At 68.9% G+C, this 18,543-nt stretch carries 17 protein-coding genes; 5 read left to right on the top strand and 12 right to left on the bottom strand.

Annotated elements, in window-relative coordinates:
* Positions 1–4: 4 nt before the first annotated feature.
* From E0H73_RS33110 to E0H73_RS33075, 8 genes are all read right to left on the bottom strand, one after another.
* Complete coding sequence (locus E0H73_RS33110; protein WP_131363020.1) at positions 5–997, bottom strand: MazG family protein; 993 nt, start codon at positions 995–997, stop codon at positions 5–7.
* Between the two features lie 9 nt (positions 998–1,006).
* Positions 1,007–1,636: a SurA N-terminal domain-containing protein gene (locus E0H73_RS33105; RefSeq protein WP_238164424.1), complete on the bottom strand. Its 630-nt coding sequence runs from the start codon at positions 1,634–1,636 to the stop codon at positions 1,007–1,009.
* A gap of 28 nt (positions 1,637–1,664) precedes the next feature.
* Complete coding sequence (mfd, locus tag E0H73_RS33100) at positions 1,665–5,303, bottom strand: transcription-repair coupling factor (RefSeq protein WP_131363018.1); 3,639 nt, start codon at positions 5,301–5,303, stop codon at positions 1,665–1,667.
* A complete protein-coding gene (pth, locus tag E0H73_RS33095) occupies positions 5,300–5,875 on the bottom strand; it encodes an aminoacyl-tRNA hydrolase (RefSeq protein WP_131363017.1) in 576 nt (191 codons plus the stop codon). The genes mfd and pth overlap by 4 nt, the downstream gene beginning before the upstream one ends.
* Before the next feature lie 43 nt (positions 5,876–5,918).
* Entirely contained in the window at positions 5,919–6,572 is a 654-nt protein-coding gene (locus tag E0H73_RS33090; protein WP_131363015.1) for a 50S ribosomal protein L25/general stress protein Ctc, read from the bottom strand.
* Positions 6,573–6,840: 268 nt separating this feature from the next.
* Positions 6,841–7,602, bottom strand: a complete 762-nt coding sequence (locus tag E0H73_RS33085; RefSeq protein WP_131363013.1) for a DUF1932 domain-containing protein — start codon at positions 7,600–7,602, stop codon at positions 6,841–6,843.
* A 23-nt stretch (positions 7,603–7,625) separates the two neighbouring features.
* Positions 7,626–8,267: a response regulator transcription factor gene (locus tag E0H73_RS33080; RefSeq protein ID WP_131363012.1), complete on the bottom strand. Its 642-nt coding sequence runs from the start codon at positions 8,265–8,267 to the stop codon at positions 7,626–7,628.
* A complete protein-coding gene (locus E0H73_RS33075) occupies positions 8,255–10,222 on the bottom strand; it encodes a sensor histidine kinase (protein WP_131363010.1) in 1,968 nt (655 codons plus the stop codon). The genes E0H73_RS33080 and E0H73_RS33075 overlap by 13 nt, the downstream gene beginning before the upstream one ends.
* Positions 10,223–10,358: 136 nt before the next feature.
* Between E0H73_RS33075 and E0H73_RS33070 the strand changes: the two genes are divergently transcribed.
* Both E0H73_RS33070 and E0H73_RS33065 read left to right on the top strand, forming a co-directional pair.
* The gene (locus E0H73_RS33070; protein WP_131363008.1) at positions 10,359–11,039 is read left to right on the top strand and encodes a hypothetical protein; all 681 of its coding nucleotides are present in this window, start codon (positions 10,359–10,361) and stop codon (positions 11,037–11,039) included.
* A gap of 114 nt (positions 11,040–11,153) precedes the next feature.
* Positions 11,154–11,627 carry a hypothetical protein gene (locus E0H73_RS33065; RefSeq protein WP_131363006.1) on the top strand — a complete coding sequence of 158 codons (474 nt, stop codon included), beginning with the start codon at positions 11,154–11,156 and terminating at the stop codon, positions 11,625–11,627.
* Positions 11,628–11,630: 3 nt separating this feature from the next.
* Here the strand turns inward: E0H73_RS33065 and E0H73_RS33060 are convergent, their stop codons facing one another.
* The 3 genes from E0H73_RS33060 to E0H73_RS33050 all read right to left on the bottom strand — a co-directional run bounded on the left by E0H73_RS33060 (position 11,631) and on the right by E0H73_RS33050 (position 15,321).
* Entirely contained in the window at positions 11,631–12,611 is a 981-nt protein-coding gene (locus tag E0H73_RS33060; RefSeq protein WP_131363004.1) for a ribose-phosphate diphosphokinase, read from the bottom strand.
* A 14-nt stretch (positions 12,612–12,625) separates the two neighbouring features.
* Positions 12,626–14,113: a bifunctional UDP-N-acetylglucosamine diphosphorylase/glucosamine-1-phosphate N-acetyltransferase GlmU gene (gene glmU, locus E0H73_RS33055; protein ID WP_131363002.1), complete on the bottom strand. Its 1,488-nt coding sequence runs from the start codon at positions 14,111–14,113 to the stop codon at positions 12,626–12,628.
* 155 nt (positions 14,114–14,268) lie between these two features.
* Positions 14,269–15,321 carry a beta propeller repeat protein gene (locus E0H73_RS33050; RefSeq protein ID WP_131363000.1) on the bottom strand — a complete coding sequence of 351 codons (1,053 nt, stop codon included), beginning with the start codon at positions 15,319–15,321 and terminating at the stop codon, positions 14,269–14,271.
* Positions 15,322–15,696: 375 nt separating this feature from the next.
* Between E0H73_RS33050 and E0H73_RS33045 the strand changes: the two genes are divergently transcribed.
* Entirely contained in the window at positions 15,697–16,029 is a 333-nt protein-coding gene (locus tag E0H73_RS33045) for a VOC family protein (RefSeq protein WP_131362995.1), read from the top strand.
* A 339-nt stretch (positions 16,030–16,368) separates the two neighbouring features.
* Here E0H73_RS33045 and E0H73_RS33040 read toward each other — a convergent pair whose 3' ends face one another.
* Positions 16,369–16,866, bottom strand: a complete 498-nt coding sequence (locus tag E0H73_RS33040) for a hypothetical protein (RefSeq protein ID WP_202867676.1) — start codon at positions 16,864–16,866, stop codon at positions 16,369–16,371.
* 79 nt (positions 16,867–16,945) lie between these two features.
* Here E0H73_RS33040 and E0H73_RS33035 point away from each other — a divergent pair, with 79 nt between their 5' ends.
* Entirely contained in the window at positions 16,946–17,311 is a 366-nt protein-coding gene (locus E0H73_RS33035; protein ID WP_131362993.1) for a YciI family protein, read from the top strand.
* On the top strand, positions 17,308–18,531 hold the full coding sequence (locus tag E0H73_RS33030; RefSeq protein ID WP_131362991.1) for an RNA polymerase sigma factor: 1,224 nt from the start codon (positions 17,308–17,310) through the stop codon (positions 18,529–18,531). The genes E0H73_RS33035 and E0H73_RS33030 overlap by 4 nt, the downstream gene beginning before the upstream one ends.
* Positions 18,532–18,543 lie beyond the last annotated feature (12 nt).

Below are 18,543 nucleotides of genomic sequence, written 5' to 3'. Positions count from 1 at the left end.
ATAGTCAGCTTTGCTCCGCGGTGCGGATTTGGTCTGCCAGCGACCGGACCGCGCCGCGGAGTGCTTGTTCGGGGTCTACGCCCAGGGCGCGGGATTCGCGGACCAGGGCGAGGAGCTGCTGGCCGATTCGATCGGCGTCGGTGGTTGGGGGCGGGGTGGAGGCGTCTTCTGCGATGAGCTTGGCGGCTCGGCCGAGGATCTTGTCGGCCAGGGCCAGGGCCGGGAGGGCCAACGGGATACCCTCCAGGACGGACGTGCGCTGCTTCTCGGCGGCTTTGATGGTCTCCCAGTTGGCTTCGACCGCGACTAGGTCCTTGTTCTTCTCGTCGCCGAAGACGTGCGGGTGGCGCCGGATCAGCTTCTCGACGATGTCGCCGGCCACGTCGTCGACGGTCCAGGCGTCATCGGGATCGTCGGGAAGACCTTCCTCGGCGATGCGGGAGTGGAAGGCTACTTGGAGGAGCAGGTCGCCCAGTTCTTCGCGGAGGTGGGGGCGGTTGCCGGTGTCGATGGCTTCGAGGGTTTCGTAGGTTTCCTCGAGGAGGTACTTCGCCAGCGTCTCGTGGGTCTGTTCCTGGTCCCAGGGGCAGTTGCGGCGGAGGCGGTCCATCACGCGGACGAGGTCGATGAGTCGAGCGCCGGGTACGTCGTACGAGCCGTGCAGGATCTCCACGTCGTACGACGGCCGCGGCTCACGGCTGACCTGGTCGGCGACGACTCGCAGTAGACCTGGCTCGCCGTCCTCACCGACGAGCCAGGCGACCTGACGGCCTGAGGAGGCCGCGGCTGACAGCCAGGTCCACGCCTCGCCGACGCCGCCTTCGACCTGGGTCACGACCAGCCCGGAGCCGACCACGGCCTGGACGTCAGGGCGTGACGGACCGCCCGAGGCGCCGATCTCGTCGGCGTCGCCCAGCACCTGCCAGGCGGCGCGAGTCAGCAGGCCCGGCGCCACCCGAGGGCTGGTGAGGACCACCTTGATCCCACCAGTGGTCATACGGGAGCCTCAGCCCTGGCCCTGCTGCTGTTGCTGCTGCTGTTCCTGGGCCTGGCGCTTCGCCTTGGCCTGGTCGGACTCCTCGGACAGCGAGCCGGAGACCTTGCCGTCGATGGCGCCGTCGGTCCACTGGCCGAACCGCGGCGCGATGCTGACGTCGATGTTCTTCGACGCGTCCTTGACGACCGCCATGCCGTCCTGCTGCTTCTGCTGCGCCTGCGGGTCGTTCACGCCGGAGCCGCCGCCGAGCTTGATGGTGGCGACCGCCGCCTTGGCGACATCATTCAGGAAGTCGCGCGACACCGGATTCGCCTGGAACTTCTGGAACGCCGTCTCGTCGCCGACAACGAGCTTCGCGGCCTGGGCGGTCTCGGCGTCGCTGACCGAGATCGACTTCTCTTCGCTGACCTTGGACACCAGCACCGAGTTGACCATCTCGCTCAGCGTGACGCCGGCGGTGAAGTCCTGGCCGAGAGCATTGGTGACCGCGCGCGAGGTCTCGTCGACGTCGCCGACGCTGATCTCGGTCCCGCCGACCACAGCCGCCGCACCCGGGTGCGTTCCCGCCGCGCAGCCGCCGGCCAGCAGCACCATGGCCGCTGCCACACCGATCGCCCGAAGCCGTCGCGATGTACTCACCGAATCTCCTCGTGTCTTCCGTCCAGGTTCACGCCGGCACCCCGATCGGCTCGGCGATCACGTCATCGATCAACCGGGTGCACCATTGCAGCAACTCCTGGTCACGGAGCGGCTGACCGGCGACCGGCCGGGTGGCAGGTCTCGGCACCAGGATCGTACGCAGTTGCGGCTTCACCAGACTCTTCGGGTACAGCCTGTTCAGCCGCAGCACCTTCGAATCGGGCAGCTCGACCGGTCCGAACCGGATCAGATTCCCCTGCAGGGTGACGTCGTGCAGCCCTGCCCGGCGGGCGTGGTTGCGGAACTTCGCCACCTCGATCAGGTTCAGCACCGGCTGCGGGATGTCGCCGTACCGGTCATGCAGTTCCTCGACCAGCTCGGCGATGCCCTCGTCGTCTCGGACCGCCGCGAGCCGCTGGTACATCTCCAGCCGCAGCCGCTGCGACGGGATGTAGTCGTGCGGCAGGTGCGCATCGATCGGCAGCTCGATCTTGACCTCGGGCTCCTCGACCTGGGTGTCACCGCGGTACTCCGCGACCGCTTCGCCGACCAGCCGGACGTACAGGTCGAAGCCGACGTCGGCGATGTGCCCGGACTGTTCGCCGCCGAGCAGGTTCCCGGCGCCGCGGATCTCCAGGTCCTTCATCGCGACCGCCATCCCACCGCCCAGATCGGCGTGCTGCGCGATCGTGGCCAGCCGGTCGTGCGCGGTCTCGGTGAGCGGCTTCTCCGGCGGGAAGAAGAAGTACGCGTACGCGCGTTCGCGGCCACGGCCGACCCGGCCGCGGAGCTGGTGCAGCTGGGACAGGCCGAGCAGGTCGGACCGCTCCACGATCATCGTGTTGGCGTTCGAGATGTCGATGCCGGACTCGACGATCGTCGTACAGACGATCACGTCGGACTGCTTCTCCCAGAAGCCCTGGATCACGTTCTCGAGCGTGTGCTCGTTCATCTGGCCGTGGGCCACCGAAACGCGGGCCTCGGGGACCAGCTGGCGGATCCGGGCGGCTGCCTTCTCGATCGTGTTGACCCGGTTGTGGACGACGAAGACCTGGCCCTCGCGGAGCAGCTCGCGCCGGATCGCGGCGGTGACCTGGCCCTCCTCGTACGCGCCGACGAACGTCAGCACCGGGTGCCGCTCCTCCGGCGGCGTCGCGATCGTGGACATCTCCCGGATCCCGGTGATCGACATCTCCAGGGTCCGCGGGATCGGCGTCGCCGACATCGTCAGTACGTCGACCGCCGTCCGCAGCCGCTTCAGCTGCTCCTTGGCCTCGACGCCGAACCGCTGCTCCTCGTCGACGACGACCAGCCCGAGGTCCTTGAAGTTCACCTCACCCGACAGCAACCGGTGCGTGCCGATCACGACGTCGATCGACCCGTCGGCCAGCCCGTCCAGCGTGGCCTTGGCCTCCTTGTCGGTCTGGAACCGCGACAGCGGAGCCACGTTGACCGGGAAGGCGGCGTACCGCTCGGCGAAGGTCGCGTAGTGCTGCTGCACCAGCAGCGTTGTCGGCACCAGTACGGCGACCTGCTTGCCGTCCTGCACCGCCTTGAAGGCAGCACGTACGGCGATCTCGGTCTTGCCGTAGCCGACGTCGCCACACACGATCCGGTCCATCGGCGTGATGCGTTCCATGTCGTGCTTGACGTCGTCGATGGTGGCCAGCTGATCCGGTGTCTCGACGAACGGGAACGCGTCCTCGAGCTCGCGCTGCCACGGGGTGTCCTTGGCGAACGCATGGCCCTTGGTCGCCTGGCGGGCGGCGTACAGCTTGATCAGCTCGCCGGCGATCTGCCGGACCGCCTTGCGCGCACGGCCCTTGCGCTTGGCCCAGTCGCCGCCACCCATCTTGTCGAGGGACGGCTGCTCGCCACCGACGTACCGGGTGACCTGGTCGAGCTGGTCGGTCGGCACGTACAGCCGGTCGCCGGGTTGGCCGCGCTTGCTCGGCGCGAACTCGATCACGACGTACTCGCGGGTGGCGCGCTGGGCACCGGTGCCGACGGTCCGCTGCATCATCTCGACGTACCGGCCGACGCCGTGCTGCTCGTGCACGACGTAGTCGCCGGGCTGCAGCTCCAGCGGGTCGATCGTCTTCTTCCGGCGCGAAGGCATCCGCTGCTGCGAACGCCGTTCGGCCGCCGAGCGCTGACCGGCCAGGTCGTTCTCGGTGAGTACGGCGAACTTGATGCCCTCGGCAATGAATCCGTGGTCCAGCTGACCCTGCGAGATCAGTACGACGCCTGGCGCCGGGATCTCCTCGATCCCGTCGACCGCGCGGGCCGGCAGCTCAGCCTCGGAGAAGACCTCGGCCAGGCGCTGCGCGGGACCATGGCCCTCGGTGACGCAGACGACCCGCCAGCCGTCGCGCAGCCAGGCGCGGACGTCCTCGACCGCGGCCGCAGTCTCACCGCGGTACGGGTCGACCTCGTGCGCCGCGATCACCCGGCTCCGGACCGCACCGGCGTCCAGGTCGATGTCGAACGAGATCCGCTCGCCCATCGAGTCCCGCAGCTCCGGCGCGTCGGTCGGAGCGGCCGCGAACGGCGACAGGCTCCACCAGGCCAGGCCCTTGGCCAGCGCATGCTCCCGGACGTCGCCGAGCGCCATGTACGCCGCCGCGCCCAGGTCGATCGGGGCCTCGCCACCACCGGCAGCGGCCGCCCACGACGCCTCCAGGAACTCCTGGCTGGTCGCGACCAGGTCGTGCGCCCGAGCCCGCACGCGCTCCGGGTCGCTGACCACGACGTGCGTACCGGCCGGCATCAAGTCGACCAAGAGCTCCATCTCGTCGACCAGCACCGGAGCCAGCGACTCCATGCCCTCGACGGCATGTCCTTCGGCCAGCTTCTCGAATAGCTCGGCCAGCTCCGGGTGCTCCTTCGCCAGTACGGCGGCCCGGGCGCGAACCTCGTCGGTCAGCAGCAACTCACGGCACGGAGGAGCCCACAGTCCGTGCTCGGCGATCTCCAGGGACCGCTGGTCGGCGACCGCGAAGTACCGGATCTCCTCGATGTCGTCGCCGAAGAAGTCGACCCGCAGCGGGTGCTCCTCGGTCGGTGGGAAGACGTCGATGATGCCGCCGCGGACCGCGAACTCGCCGCGCCGCTCGACCAGGTCCACCCGGTGGTACGCCGCCCCGGCCAGCTGCTCGACGACGTCCTCGAGCTCGACCGAGTCGCCGACATGCAACTGCACTGGCTTCAGGTCGGCCAGTCCGGCGACCTGCGGCTGCAGCACCGATCGAACCGGCGCGACCAGGATCTTGATCGGCCCGGTGGTCTCGTCCGACGGATCCGGGTGCACCAGCCGACGCAGTACGGCGAGCCGACGGCCGACCGTGTCCGACCTGGGCGAGAGCCGCTCGTGCGGGAGGGTCTCCCAGGCCGGGTAGTAGGCGACCGTGCCGGGCTCGACGAGGCACTGCAGCGCCTCGGTGAGCTCCTCGGCCTCCCGGAACGTCGCAGTGACAGCGAGCACCGGACGGTCGGCGCCCTTCTGCTCGGACGCGATCGCAGCCAGCAGAACCGGCCGGATCGGGCCCGGTGCGCTCAGGTCCAGCGTCGTGACGCCGTCGGGCTGGGTGGAACTCCGGGCATCACGAACGGCCTGGGCCACCACCGGATCGGTGATCAGGGTGTCGACCAGACCGCTCAGCTTCACGAGTTATACCGCCCTTGGGTTACATCGAGGCCGTCGGTGAGCAGCGACTCGACCGCGTCCGCGGTCCGGTCGACCGCGAAGGGGAGGTCCTTGCGTTCGGTCGAGGAGAACTCGTTCAGGACGAAGTCGGCGGGGTTCTGCCGGCCCGGCGGACGACCCACACCGAACCGGACTCGATAGTACTCACCGGTGCCAAGCGATTTCCGGATCGACTTCAGTCCGTTGTGCCCGTTGTCCCCACCGCCGAACTTGCACCGCAGTACGCCGAAGTCGATGTCCAGCTCGTCGTGGACCACGACCAGGTTGGCCGGCTCGACCTTGAAGAACTTCAGCAGCCCGGACACCGGCCCACCGGACTCGTTCGTGTACGACCGGGGTCTGGCCAGCACGGTCCGGATCCCGCTGATCCGGGTCTCGATCACCTCGGACTTGACCTGCTTGTGCTGCTTCCACTTGCCGCCGGTCCGGGCGGCCAGCTCGTCGGCCACCAGGTGACCGATGTTGTGCCGGGTGCGCGCATACGAAGGGCCGGGATTCCCCAGTCCGACGACCAACCACACGTCGTCCGCCACGGATCCCGGCCCTCCAGAAATCTTGCTGTGTGCAGTGAGGACCTTACTCCGCGGCAGCGGAGACGGGCTCCTCGGTCTCGGCCGGGGCCTCCGGCTCGTCGCGCTCGATACCGGCCTCGGCCTCGGCGTCGGCCAGCTCGGCGTCGAGCTGCTCGGCGGTCTGCGCCTGGGTGATGTTCACGATCAGGGTGTCGGGCTCGATCGCCAGCGTCGTACCGGCCGGCAGCGGCAGGTCGGAGGCGTGGATCTGGGCGCCGACATCGAGGCCCTCGATGGAGACGGTGACCCCGTCGGGGATGTGGGTCGCCTCGGCCTCGACCAGCACGCTCGGCTGCTCCAGCACGACCAGCGTGTCGCTGACGGCCTCGCCCTCGAGGTGCACGGCGATGTCGACCTGGACCTTCTCACCGCGCCGGACCATGACCAGGTCGACGTGCTCGATGAAGCCCTTGATCGGGTCGCGCTGAACCTGCTTCGGCAGCGCCAGGTGGCTCTCGCCACCGGCGACCTCGATCAGCAGCAGGGCGTTGGCCGTCTTCAGGGCCAGCATGGTGTCGTGACCGGGCAGCGTGATGTGCACCGGGTCACTGCCGTGGCCGTACAGGACGGCGGGAACCTTGTTGTCCCGGCGGATTCGGCGGGCAGCACCCTTGCCGAACTCCGTGCGCGCTTCGGCTTGGATCTTGACCTCGGCCACGAGATGAACTCCTCAAATGCGTTGCGGTGATCAGTTGACTAGGTGGAACTCGGCTGCGGCCTCAGCGGGCGCTTTGTGACCCCGGAGAAGGCGTCAGGCAACGAACCACCGCGTCGATCACGGAGCCGCGCCCAACAGTTCTCGGGGGGCGTCCCTCGCCGAGGCAACCAAAACAGTCTACCCACCACTGCGCCCAGACGGGAAATCCGTTCCCCCAGGCACTTTGCTCCGACTCCGCCACCACTCCCGGTGACCCTTTTCCGAAGGCTTAAGTGAGGTTGGTCCAGACCTGACGGAGTGCTCGGGCCGCATCGCCTTCGAGACCGGCGGCGTCCAGCGTCGCAGCGAGTTCGTCGAACTCGGGTCCCCAGCGCCAGGCGACGCTCCGCAACTGCTCCGGTAGCCCGGGGTCCTTGAGCGAGCCCGCGTCCGCGCGGACCTGCTGCGCCGTCAGTGCCTCCGTGACACCGTGCTTCTCGGCCAACTGGAAGGCCAGCACCGCGAGCGCTGCCTTGCCTTTGTTGTAGAGGGCGTACGACGACTTGGCTGCGCTGGCTGCACCTGGCTCCGCGCCGACCACCATTGCGGTGACCGCAGTACCGGCCCACAGCGTGGCCGCTTGATCAGCAGCAGCACCGGACAGCATCAGATGTGTCGGACTCGGTCCACCGGTCGGCGGTGGGCCAACCACACCGGCGTCCACGAACGTCGCCTCCGGCACGGCGGACTGCGCCTCGCGCAATGACATCGGCGACAGCGGGTTCGCCTCGATGTAGAGACCGCCGAAGCCCGCACTGCCGACCTGCTTGGCGATGTCCACCGCGCCTTGGGGAGCGCTCGAGCAGAGCACCACTTCGGCCTCACCCACTGCATCGGCGAACGGCGTACCGATCAGGCCGGCTTCTGCGGCGCGCGCAGCGGAAGCCTCGCTCCGTCCCTCCGGCACCCAGTGCACCTCGTGCCCGGCAGCGACCAACTGGGCCGCGAGTTTCGAGCCCATCGCACCGGGATGGAAGACAGCGATTCGCATGGGCCAGTCCTCTGGGAGAGCGGTCAGTGCCCACCAAGATAGGCCAGTACGGCGAGCACCCGGCGGTGCTGTTCGTCGTTGGTGATCAGCCCGAGCTTCGCCATGATGCTGCCGATGTGCGTCTCCACGGTTCGCTCGGTCAGGAACAGGCGGCGACCGATGCCGACGTTGGTGCATCCCTCGGCCATCAACGCGAGCACCTCGCGCTCACGCGGGGTCAGCGGCGCGAGCCGGTCGTCGGCGCGCTGGCGTCCGATCAACCGGGCGACCACCTCGGGGTCGAGCGCCGATCCGCCGGACGCGACCCGGTCCAACGCGTCGAGGAACTGATCCACCGCGAGCACGCGGTCCTTCAGCAGATAACCGAAGCGGCCCGTCGCGACGAGCTCGACGGAGTGCCGGGTCTCGACGTGCTGAGACAGCAGCACGATGCCCAGCTCGGGGTTCTGCATCCGGAGCCGGCGGGCGGCGCGTGCACCGTCGTCGGTGTGGTCCGGCGGCATCCGGATGTCGATGACCGCGAGGTCCGGCGTCGTCTCGGCGACTGTGGTCAGCAGACTGGGTGCGTCCACGGCCAGGCCGGCGATCTCGTGCCCGGCGTCGGCCAGCAACCGCGCCAGCCCCTCCCGGAACAACGCCGAGTCCTCTCCGATCACGATCCGCATGGCAGCACCGCCTCAACCGTCGTACCGCTGCCAACAGGACTCCGCAGCTCCAGCGACCCGCCGACCGCCGCGACCCGATCGAGCAGTCCACTCAGTCCCGAACCCGGCCGAGGTGCCGCTCCCCCACACCCGTTGTCCTCGATCCGCACCCGCACCTCGCCGGTCGACCGCGCCACCCGAACCGCGATCGACGTCGCGTTCGCGTACTTCGCGGCGTTCGTCACGGCCTCCGCTGCCACGAAGTACGCCGTGGTGGCCAACTCCTCGGGCAGGTCGGACGGGATCTGCAGCCGGACCGGGATCGGCAGCGATTGCGTGATCGCGCTCAAGGCCGCGTGCAACCCGTCGTCGAGGCTCCCCGGACGCAGCCCGTGCGCGATCTGCCGCAACTCGGCGACCGCTGTGGTCAGCTCCGCGACTCCCTGATCGAGCAGCCCGTCGACATCGACCGATCCGTCGTCCAGATGCCGCTGCGCCAACCGCAGTGCCATGCCCAGCGACACCAGCCGTTGTTGCGCCCCGTCGTGCAGATCCCGCTCAAGCCGCCGCCGCTCAGCATCGCCCGCCTGCACCAGCCGCGCCCGGCTCGCCGCGACCTCACGCAACGCACCAGCCAACTCGGCCCGCAACCGCGTCACCTCGACCAGACTGGCTGCCCCAGCCGCCACAGCCTTCAGTACGGCGGGACTGGTCGCCTCAGACGCCAGTACGCCGATCTGCGCACCACCCAGCGTCACCGGAACCAGCTGTGGTCCGCTGACCGGCGTACCCGCCGCATCGACGAAGCCGGATGCTCCGGGGACGAGCAGACCCACCCGCAGCGCCGGATCGCGCAGTGCGGTGCGCAGTGCGGACTCCAGCTCCTCCGGCTGCGCCTGCTCGGTGTGGATCCGCCGCTGCAGGTCCTCGATCGCCAGCAGAGCAGCACGACGCGGCGGGTAGAGCCGCCGGTCCACCGAGCGCTGCAAGCGAGAGCGCAGTGGAGACAACGCCAGCGCGCAGACCGCGGTCGCGGCCGCCGCAACCACCGCAGAGTCGCGGCCGAGTACGAGGCCCAGTGCGCCCGCGGCCACGGCGTACATGCCGAGAAGGACGACCGTGGCGATGCCGTAGGTGACGGTGTCGGCCAGCACCCGGTCGACGTCGTACAGGTCGTGCCGGAGCATCGCGACCGCGACAGACGCCGGGAGGCTGACCAGCGCGACGATGCCGAAGACCGTCGCGACGATGCCGGTGTGTCCGGTGACGACGATCTCGGCTCCGCAGACCACCGGGTAGAGCACAGCGGCCAGTCCGGCCAGTGACAGCCACTTGAGCTGCGCACGCTCCTTGCCGGTCGGCCGGCGGGCCCGGATCAGCACGGCGACCGCGGTGGCCAGGCACACGGCCAGGAAGCCGAAGAACACCACGTCGCTGACGATCCGCAGTACTCCGGACAGCGGTTCGTACGGTCGGGGCAGGTCCTGCAGAGGTGGCAGGAAGGGCTCTGCAGCGAAGACACCGAAGACTTGTTGTCCCACACCGAGCAGCAGCAAGGCCGGCGGGACCGGCCTCCATCTACGGCTCACCAGGTGCCCGGTCGGGAAGTAGAGCAGCAGGAACGCGACCGCGACCAGCAGCCACCAGCCGCTCTCCTCGAGCCAGGCGACGACCTGAGTGTCCAACGGCAGCCGGCCGGGATCGTGGACCACGGCGTTGTAGTAGACATCGCGTCCGGTCAGGAAGACCGCGATCGCGCCCATCCAGCCGAGGATCGCCCCGACCGGGTTGATCGGTTCACGCCGGCTGACCGCGAGTCCGAGAACGGCGATCGCGGTCCCGATCGCGGCCAGGCCGACGAAGTTCCGGACCGTGTGCGGACCGGTGCGGTACACGATCAGCAGCCAGGAGCTCCCCGCCACCATCGTCAGGACGAGCAGGAAGGTACCGAGCGCGACCCACCGCGGCCACCGCATGTCGTCAGAGTAAGGCTGCGGACCGCCGGACGGCTCCGAGCCAGCACGGAGGCCAGGGTCCGTACCCGCTCCGATGTGTCACCCCAGGCCCCGGACGTTCGCTGGAACTGTCCGATTTCTCTCGCAGGGGGTCCGCATGTCCACCGAAACAGTCCGCCCGGATATCGCTCCGGCAGCCTCACCAGTACTCCGCCGCCGTATCGGCCTCGTCGGCCTGGTGCTCACCATCAGCAACCTCATCGCGATGCCTGGCGGTGTGCTGTGGCCCGACCCGGCCGCCGGCGGCGAGACCTACGCCTATACCGACATCCAGCCGCTACGGGACCGCTGGTGGGGACTGCTGGTGCTCCTCGCGGTGGGCGCGCTGCTGGGTGTGCCGGCCCAGGCGTTCCTCACCGCCTACCTCGTCCGCGCCCGAGGGGCCGCTTGGGCCACCGCGGGCGGACTGATGATGTGGATCGGCATCGCGTTCCAAGCAGTCGGTGTCGGCGGGCTCGCCGCGGCGTACTACGTCGCCACCGGAGTGGACGCCACAGCCGGTACGCCGGTCATGGTCGCCGCCAACGACGACCTGCTGCACCTGTTCGGGCCGATGCTCGGCGGCGCACTGCTGGCTGCCCTCGGCACCGTCGTCCAGGTCGTCGGGCTGTGGCGGTCGCACGCCGTACCCCGCTGGGTCCCGGTGCTGGTGCTGTTCGTCGTGATCAGCTTCGTCGTCCCAGGCAACGGATGGATCGGGCTGACCGTGCAGATCCCGATGGCTGCCGGTGCGATTGCGATCGCCTACTACGCGTGGCGTCGTGCCGCTGCCGTTTAGTACAGCGAGGAGGCGGCGCGCTACCCCTCGTCGTCAGGCCTGCCGAACCGTTGTCATAGACCGGTGCCGGGTGCAGCGTGGAAGGAACAGCGGATCTCTGGGGAGGGGACTCCAATGGGTGAGAACGCAATGGGGCGCCGCCAGGCGCTGAGGGGTGCGGGTATCGCGGCGGGTGGTGTGGCGATCGCCGGACTGGCGACGGCAACGCCGGCCATGGCCGACAACGGGTTGCTCGGCAGTTGGATGTGCGTGCGGCAGGACGACGGCACGCCCGACAAGATCCGGGTGGTGGTGAGTTTCGCCGACGGCGGCGTGATCGTGACCCACGACATCAGCCCGGCCGGACCGCCGTTCACCGGGACCTGGTCGCGGCACGGCAAGTGGTTCCAGGCAACGTTCTGGACCGGGTTCCCGGGCGAGCAGGGGCCGGACTCCGTCGGGCCGACAGCCCGGGTGCGGCTGAAGGGCAAGGTGTCCGGTGGCACGCTCACCGCCACCTACCGGTTCACCGTGTTCGCTCCCGGCAGCGACACCCAGGTGGTGGAGTCGGGCAGCGGGAAGCTGTCCGGCCGGCGGATCAACGCCTGACCGTCAGGCGCGGCCGTCGAACAGGCTGGTCACCGAGCCGTCCTCGAAGACTTCGCGGATGGCTCGGCTGATCAGGGGTGCGATCGACAGTTCGGTGAGCTTGTCGAACCGGCGGTCCTCGGCGATCGGCAGCGTGTTGGTGACGATCACCTCGCTGGCCTGGCAGTTCTTCAACCGGTCCACCGCCGGGCCGGACAAGATCGCGTGCGTCGCGGCGATCACCACGCCCGCGGCGCCCTCGGCGTACAGCGCGTCGGCGGCCTTGGTGATGGTGCCGGCGGTGTCGATCATGTCGTCGACCAGGATGCAGACCCGGTTCTTGACCTCACCGACGACCCGGTTCGCGACCGTCTCGTTCGGCCGCTCGATGTCGCGGGTCTTGTGGATGAAGGCCAGCGGCGCGTTGTTCAGCCGGGCCGACCACTGCTCGGCCACCTTGATCCGGCCCGCGTCCGGCGACACCACGGCCAGCTTCTGGTCGCCGTACTTGGTCCGGACGTACTCGCTCAGGATCGGCAGCGCCATCAGGTGGTCCACCGGGCCGTCGAAGAAGCCCTGGATCTGCGAGGTGTGCAGGTCGACGCAGATCAGCCGGTCCGCGCCGGCGGTCTTGAACAGGTCGGCCATCAGCCGGGCCGAGATCGGTTCCCGGCCACGGTGCTTCTTGTCCTGCCGGGCGTAGCCGTAGAACGGCAGCACCACAGTGATCCGCTTGGCCGACGCCCGCTTCAGCGCGTCGACCATGATCAGCTGCTCCATGATCCACTCGTTGATCGGCGAGGTGTGGCTCTGGATCACGAACGCGTCGCTGCCCCGGACCGACTCCTCGAACCGGACGTAGATCTCGCCGTTGGCGAAGTCGTACGCCGCGGTCGGGACCAGGCCGGTGCCGAGCTGCTCGACGACCTCCTCGGCCAGACCGGGATGGGCCCGGCCGGAGAACACCATCAGGTTCTTCTCGGTGGTTCGCTTCATCCCGCTCATGGCCCGGCCTCCCGTTACTTCTTCTCGCCAGTGTCGCTCAACGCCGCGTGATCCGCCGGTGCCTGTCCGGCATCGGCCGACAGCGCCTCTTCCGCCGCCTTCGCTGTCTTGGTGCCGGCGCGCTTGCGCGCGACCCAGCCCTTGATGTTGCGCTGCCGCCCGCGAGCGACCGCGATCTCGCCCGGGCCGACGTCCTCGGTCAGCGCCGTGCCGGCGGCCAGGTACGCGCCGTCGGCGATGGTCCGAGGCGCGACCAGCACCGAGTTGCTGCCGATGAACGAGTGCTTGCCGACCTGCGTCGGGTGCTTCGCGACGCCGTCGTAGTTGGCGAAGATCGTGCCGGCGCCGATGTTCGCGCCCTCGCCGATCGTCGCGTCACCGGCGTACGACAGGTGCGGCACCTTGGCGCCGTCCCCGATGGTGCTGTTCTTGGTCTCGACGAACGTCCCGATCTTGGCCTTCACGCCCAGCTTGGTCCCGGGGCGGAGGTAGGCGAACGGTCCGACGTTCGCGCCGTCGCCGATCTCCGAGCTCGACCCGTGCGCGCGGATGATCGTGGCGCCGGAACCGATCTGTACGTCGCTCAGCGTCGTGTCCGGGCCGATCGTCGTACCGGACCCGACCGTGGTCGCGCCGTGCAACTGGGTGTTCGGCAAGAGGGTGGCGTCGCGCTCGATCCGGACCGTCTGGTCGACCCAGGTGGTGTTCGGGTCGACGATCGTGACGCCGGCACGCATCAGCTTGTCGAGGTACCGGCGGTTCAGCTCGGCCCGCAGCGTGGCCAGCTGGACGCGGTCGTTCACGCCCTCGGTCTGCATCGCATCCTCGGTCGCGTACGCGCCGACCCGCTTGCCGTCGCTCTTCGCGATGGCCAGGACGTCGGTCAGGTACAGCTCGCCCTGCGCGTTGTCGGTGGTCAGCCGGCTCAGTCCGTCACGCAGCGTGGCCGCGTCGAAGGCGTAGATGCCGGCGTTGATCTCGTCGATCTGCCGCTGCTGGGGCGTCGCGTCCTTGTGCTCGACGATCCCGGCGACGGTGCCGTCGTCCCCCGGGATGATCCGTCCGTACCCGGTCGGGTCGGGCACCCGCGCGGTCAGCACGGTGATCGCGTTCCCCTGCTTGTCGTGCTCGGCGATCAGCTCCTGGAGCGTCTCCGCCTCCAGCAGCGGTACGTCGCCTGACGTGACGACGACCGAGCCGTCGAAGTCGGCCGGTACGGCGGTCAGGCCGGCGCGTACGGCGTCACCGGTGCCGAGTTGCTGCTCCTGGACGGCGGTCCTGGCTCCGGGGTCGATCTCCTGCAGATGAGCCTCGACCAACTCCCGGCCGCTGCCGACCACGACCACCAGGTGTTCGGGGTCGAGTGCACGGGCGGTGACCACCGCGTGCCCGACGAGACTGCGCCCGCCGATCTCGTGCAACACCTTCGGGATCGCCGATTTCATCCTGGTTCCCAGACCGGCGGCCATGATGACGACCGCCGCGGGACGATGGGAAGTCACGCGGTCTACTCCTCGAGTTCCCTGCGAGTTTCTGGAACAAGTATCGGCACGGACACTCGAAACTGTGCCCGCGCAAGCCTACTTGCTCCTCAGACCGGTTCCCGCACGGCCTCCGCGCGGCCGTGCGGGATCACGTGACTCGTCTCACGGCATTGTCAGCGGGCGAACGCGGTGAAGGCCGAGAACGGAGCGTCCGGAGTGGTGCTGGTGAGCCCGGCCGTCCACAGCCGGTCATTGTCTGCGGCGGCTCCGGTCAGGGTGCCGTAGGCGGCCTTCGGGCTCGGTGCTTCGACGAACTTCGAACCGCGGTACTCCAGCACGTAAGGCTTCGCGAAGATGCTGTTCCCCGACTCCTCGAACCGCTCCCCCACGGCGACCGGACGGTTGTTGCGCAGTGCGACGTCGTACAGCTGCGACCATCCGGTCGGGGCCGGCACCCGGGTCCAGGAGACGCCGTCGTAGTGCAGGACCAGCGGACGGTCCTGGGCGGCATGCTCCACACCGACGAGCCAGATGTTCTTCGGCCCGGCCACCGCGATGCCGGTCGGGATCTGGGAGCCGTCGGCCGGTACGTCGTCCACCAGCGTCCACCGATTGCCGTCGAAGTGCGCCAGTCCGCCGTTCAGCCCGAGCCAGGCGTCCTTGGCGGAGATGACGGCGAGGGTGTTGCCGTTGATGGATCCCTCGAGTCCTGTCGTCAGCGGCTGCCACGATCCGCCGGAGTACCGGTAGACAACGGCGTGCTCCTGCCCACCGACGTTGGCCCAGCCGGCCGCCCAGACGGCGCCGTTCGGACCGATGGCGACGGTGCCGAACGATCCAGTCGGCACAGACGGCCCCGGTACGACGCGCCAGCGAGTGCCGTTCCAGTGCATGACCAGCGGCTTGGGCGTCGCGGGATCGGCACGGTCCTCGCCGACCGCCCAAACGTTCTCGGCGCCGGCCACTGCCACGCTCTGAAGCGTCGCGTTCGTACGCACCGGCTGCGCGGTGGCCTTCCAGCCCTTGCCGTCCCAGCGCAGCGCGAGCGGCCGCTGGTCCTGGAACCCGTCGATCTGGTCACCACCCACCGCCCAGGTCTCCCCCGCCCGGCTGTCGATGTCATCAAGGTTCGCCGGCTGCCGCCCGGTCGGAGTCACCGTCCACTGCAACGCCGCCTGCACGACGGCCGGCTGTGCTTCCGCGGTGATCGAACTGCCTGTGAACACGCACGCAACGACCCCAAGAACCGCCGCAAGCCTGCGCGTCCCCCGATTGTTCTCCCGCACAGAACCCCTCCAAGTCACTGTCTGGTCCCCACGCGAATCGCAGGCACCACATCTCTAGACGCCTTGACCTCCACCTCCCGTCACACCTGATCTGTCAGTGGTCCGCGCATAGCGCACTCCAGTCGCGGCTGGCTCAGGCCCGCCCAGTCGCCACGTCCTCACACCCGACAGGATCCGCAGCTTCTGTGGGAGTGACCCCTGGAGGGAGAGGATGGCGCTGAAACTGGTCGGCGAGTAGGGCCCGCCATAACAGCCATGCCGACCTGATCCGTGAAGCACTCGACGGCCGAACCGGCGGATGACCAGGAGCGAACCATGGGACTCACTCTCGGAGCAATCGTTCTCAACGTGAAGGACATCGGCCCCGCGGCCGAGTTCTGGCGCCAGGCCCTCAGGTACGGCGCTGCACCCGACAACCCCGACTTCCTCGTCCCGCCAGGCGGCCGGCCTACCGAACTCCACCTCGACGAAACCGACCGCACCCACCTGGACCTCTGGGTCGACCGCAACACCTCCACCGTCGAGGCCGAGATCGACCGCCTCATCGCGCTCGGCGCCCGCCGCGTCGAGGACTGGACCTACCCACCGAACGCGGACTTCGTCGTACTGGCCGCTCCCGACGACACCATCTTCTGCGTCATCGGGTGAACGGTCCCACCCGCGGGATTGCCCTGCTGCTGAAGGCATTCGGGCTCCCGCGTACGTCGTCCCCCGCTCCGGCCAACGGGTCAACCTCAACCCAGTAAGCCCGATCGACTTCCCCTTCCCGAACTTCGTCCACCGCCACACCTCGAAAACCCCCATGCTCCGCACGTTCTGGAACTGTCGGCGGCCGGTGTGATGCTGTCCCCGTTGGATCGGAGAAAGGGGACAAAGATGTCCGGAGACGTTCCTCGCTTGACGCATGTCCGCGCGAACGTGCGCGACCTGCCCATCAGAGACCCCGACGGCAACGAACTCGGGTTTGTTCAGGCCAGGGCGGGTTGATCAACCGAACGACCGCTCCGCGAAGCTGAGACCACCGCGCTCCAGCGCGGTGAGCATCTGCCGATCGACGTGTTGCGGCGGCATGCGCAAGTACTGCCTGTACGTCGCGGCGCGGAGGCGGAGGTCGAAGTTGTGGCCTTCGAGGTGCCACAGCGGAGCCGGGTCTCGGTCGGGTGATGCGAGGCGGTGGAGTGCGTCGATCTCCAGCAACTCGTGCAGCGGGCCGAGGTCGCCGGACACGTCCCACGCGTGGTCGAACACCAGCGTCGCCGGAGCGATCCAGAAGCTGAAATGCTCCTGCCCGTACGCCGGATCCACCCAGCGCACGATGTAGTCGAGGTCGAGCAGCACCCGCGCCGGCGGGAGCGTGCCGTCCTCGTGTTCACCGATGCTCAGGGCGTGAATCCGGCAGTCGTGCCAGCCCATCACCTCGAAGTCCACGTCCGTCCACGTCGCCTTCTCCAGACCCGATGCCGCATGCACCAGCTCAGTATTCACGGAGCGGCTGTCGATTTCGGGGATCGGTGCGGGTCATCGTGGTGACAGAGTTGTTCTGGAGGCGACGGAAGGTGAGCTGATGGCGCGGTTCCTGATCCTGATGGCCGAGGAGGATCACTTCGCCCGGTGGGATGCGGCTGACGACGCGACGCGGGAGCAGGTGTTCGCCGACTTCCGGGCGTTCACGGCCGCGGTGCGCGCGCGTGGACGGTTTCGGGGTGGTGAGGCGCTGGTCCAACCGAAGGATGCGCGCACGCTGCGGCCCGACGGCGAGGGAAAGCGGGTGACCGAAGGCCCGTATGCCGAGACAGTAGAGCAACTCGGCGGCTTCTACCTTGTGGAACTGCCGGACCTCGCCACCGCCATCGACGTGGCGTCGTTGCTCCCCCGCGACTACGACGTCGAGGTACGCGAGTGCCTCGACGTGGGAGTACCAGACGAATGACCCCGTTGGAAACAGCGCTGCGTGACGACTGGGGCCGGCTGCTGGCTCTGCTCGTCGCGCAGTTCCGGCGCCTCGATCTGGCCGAGGACTCGCTGGCCGAGGCGTTCGAGTCGGCGGCACGAACTTGGCCTGACCGAGGCGCGCCGGCCAACCCACCAGCCTGGCTGCTCACCGCGGCTCGCCGCCGAGCCCTCAACCGGTTGCGAGCCGAGGCAATCGCCGCCAAGTCCCTCCCGCTGCTGGCCGTCGAGGCCGGCATCACCGAGAACGCACGACGGGTGATCGCCGACGGCTCGGCACCAGGTGAGATCGGCGCAGTCGACGAACGTCTGCGACTGATCCTGCTGTCCGCACATCCGTCGCTGACCCAGGAGGCCGCTGCCGCCCTCACGCTTCGGCTCGTACTCGGCGTGCCGACCAGCGATATCGCACGCCTGTTCCTGGTCCCGACCACCACCATGGCCGCGCGGCTTACGCGTGCCCGGAAGAGCCTCGCCGGCGCCGCGTTCGAGGTGCCAACAGGATCGGTGCTAGAGGCAAGGATCTCGACAGTCGCCGACATCGCCTGTCTGGCGTTCACCGCGGCGTACGCGCCCGGGTCCGGTCGAGACGTCGTACGCGCGAGTGAAGCAGGCGAGGCGATCCGGTTGGTTCGGGTACTTCGCGAGGTCAGCCCGGAGAGCCACGACCTCGACGCGCTGCTGGCGTTGATGATGCTCCAGCACTCTCGCCGTGACGCGCGCGTCGACAACGGCAAGCTGGTACTCCTCCCCGATCAGGATCGCAGCCGCTGGCGCACCACCGAGATCGCCGAAGCGCTTGCCCTCCTGACCCCGTTGGCCGAGCGAGCGCCATCCGCGCCGTACTTGCTGCAGGCACTCATCGCCGCAGAGCACTCGATCGCGCCGACCGCCGCCGACACCGACTGGACGCGCATCGCCGAGTGGTACGAAGAACTCGAGATCCTGACGGGATCGCCGGTCGTTCGGATCAACCGCGCCGTCGCCGTCGCAGAGGCCGAAGGTCCGGCCGCCGGGCTGTGGCTGCTCGACGGACTGCAGATGCCAGGCCACCGCCTCCCCACGGTACGTGCCGAACTCCTGGCGCGCGCCGGCCGCCCCGAGGAGGCTGTGACGGCGTACGACGTCGCCCTCGCAGCCTGCGACAACGCGGCCGAACGGGAGCATCTGACGCACCGACGAGCAACAGTCCGGCCCTGAGGTTTGGCATGC

This window comes from Kribbella pittospori (assembly GCF_004331465.1).
Classification (GTDB): domain Bacteria; phylum Actinomycetota; class Actinomycetes; order Propionibacteriales; family Kribbellaceae; genus Kribbella; species Kribbella pittospori.
The sequence above is the reverse complement of the archived record's forward strand: the minus strand, read 5'-3'. Positions and strand labels throughout refer to the sequence as shown.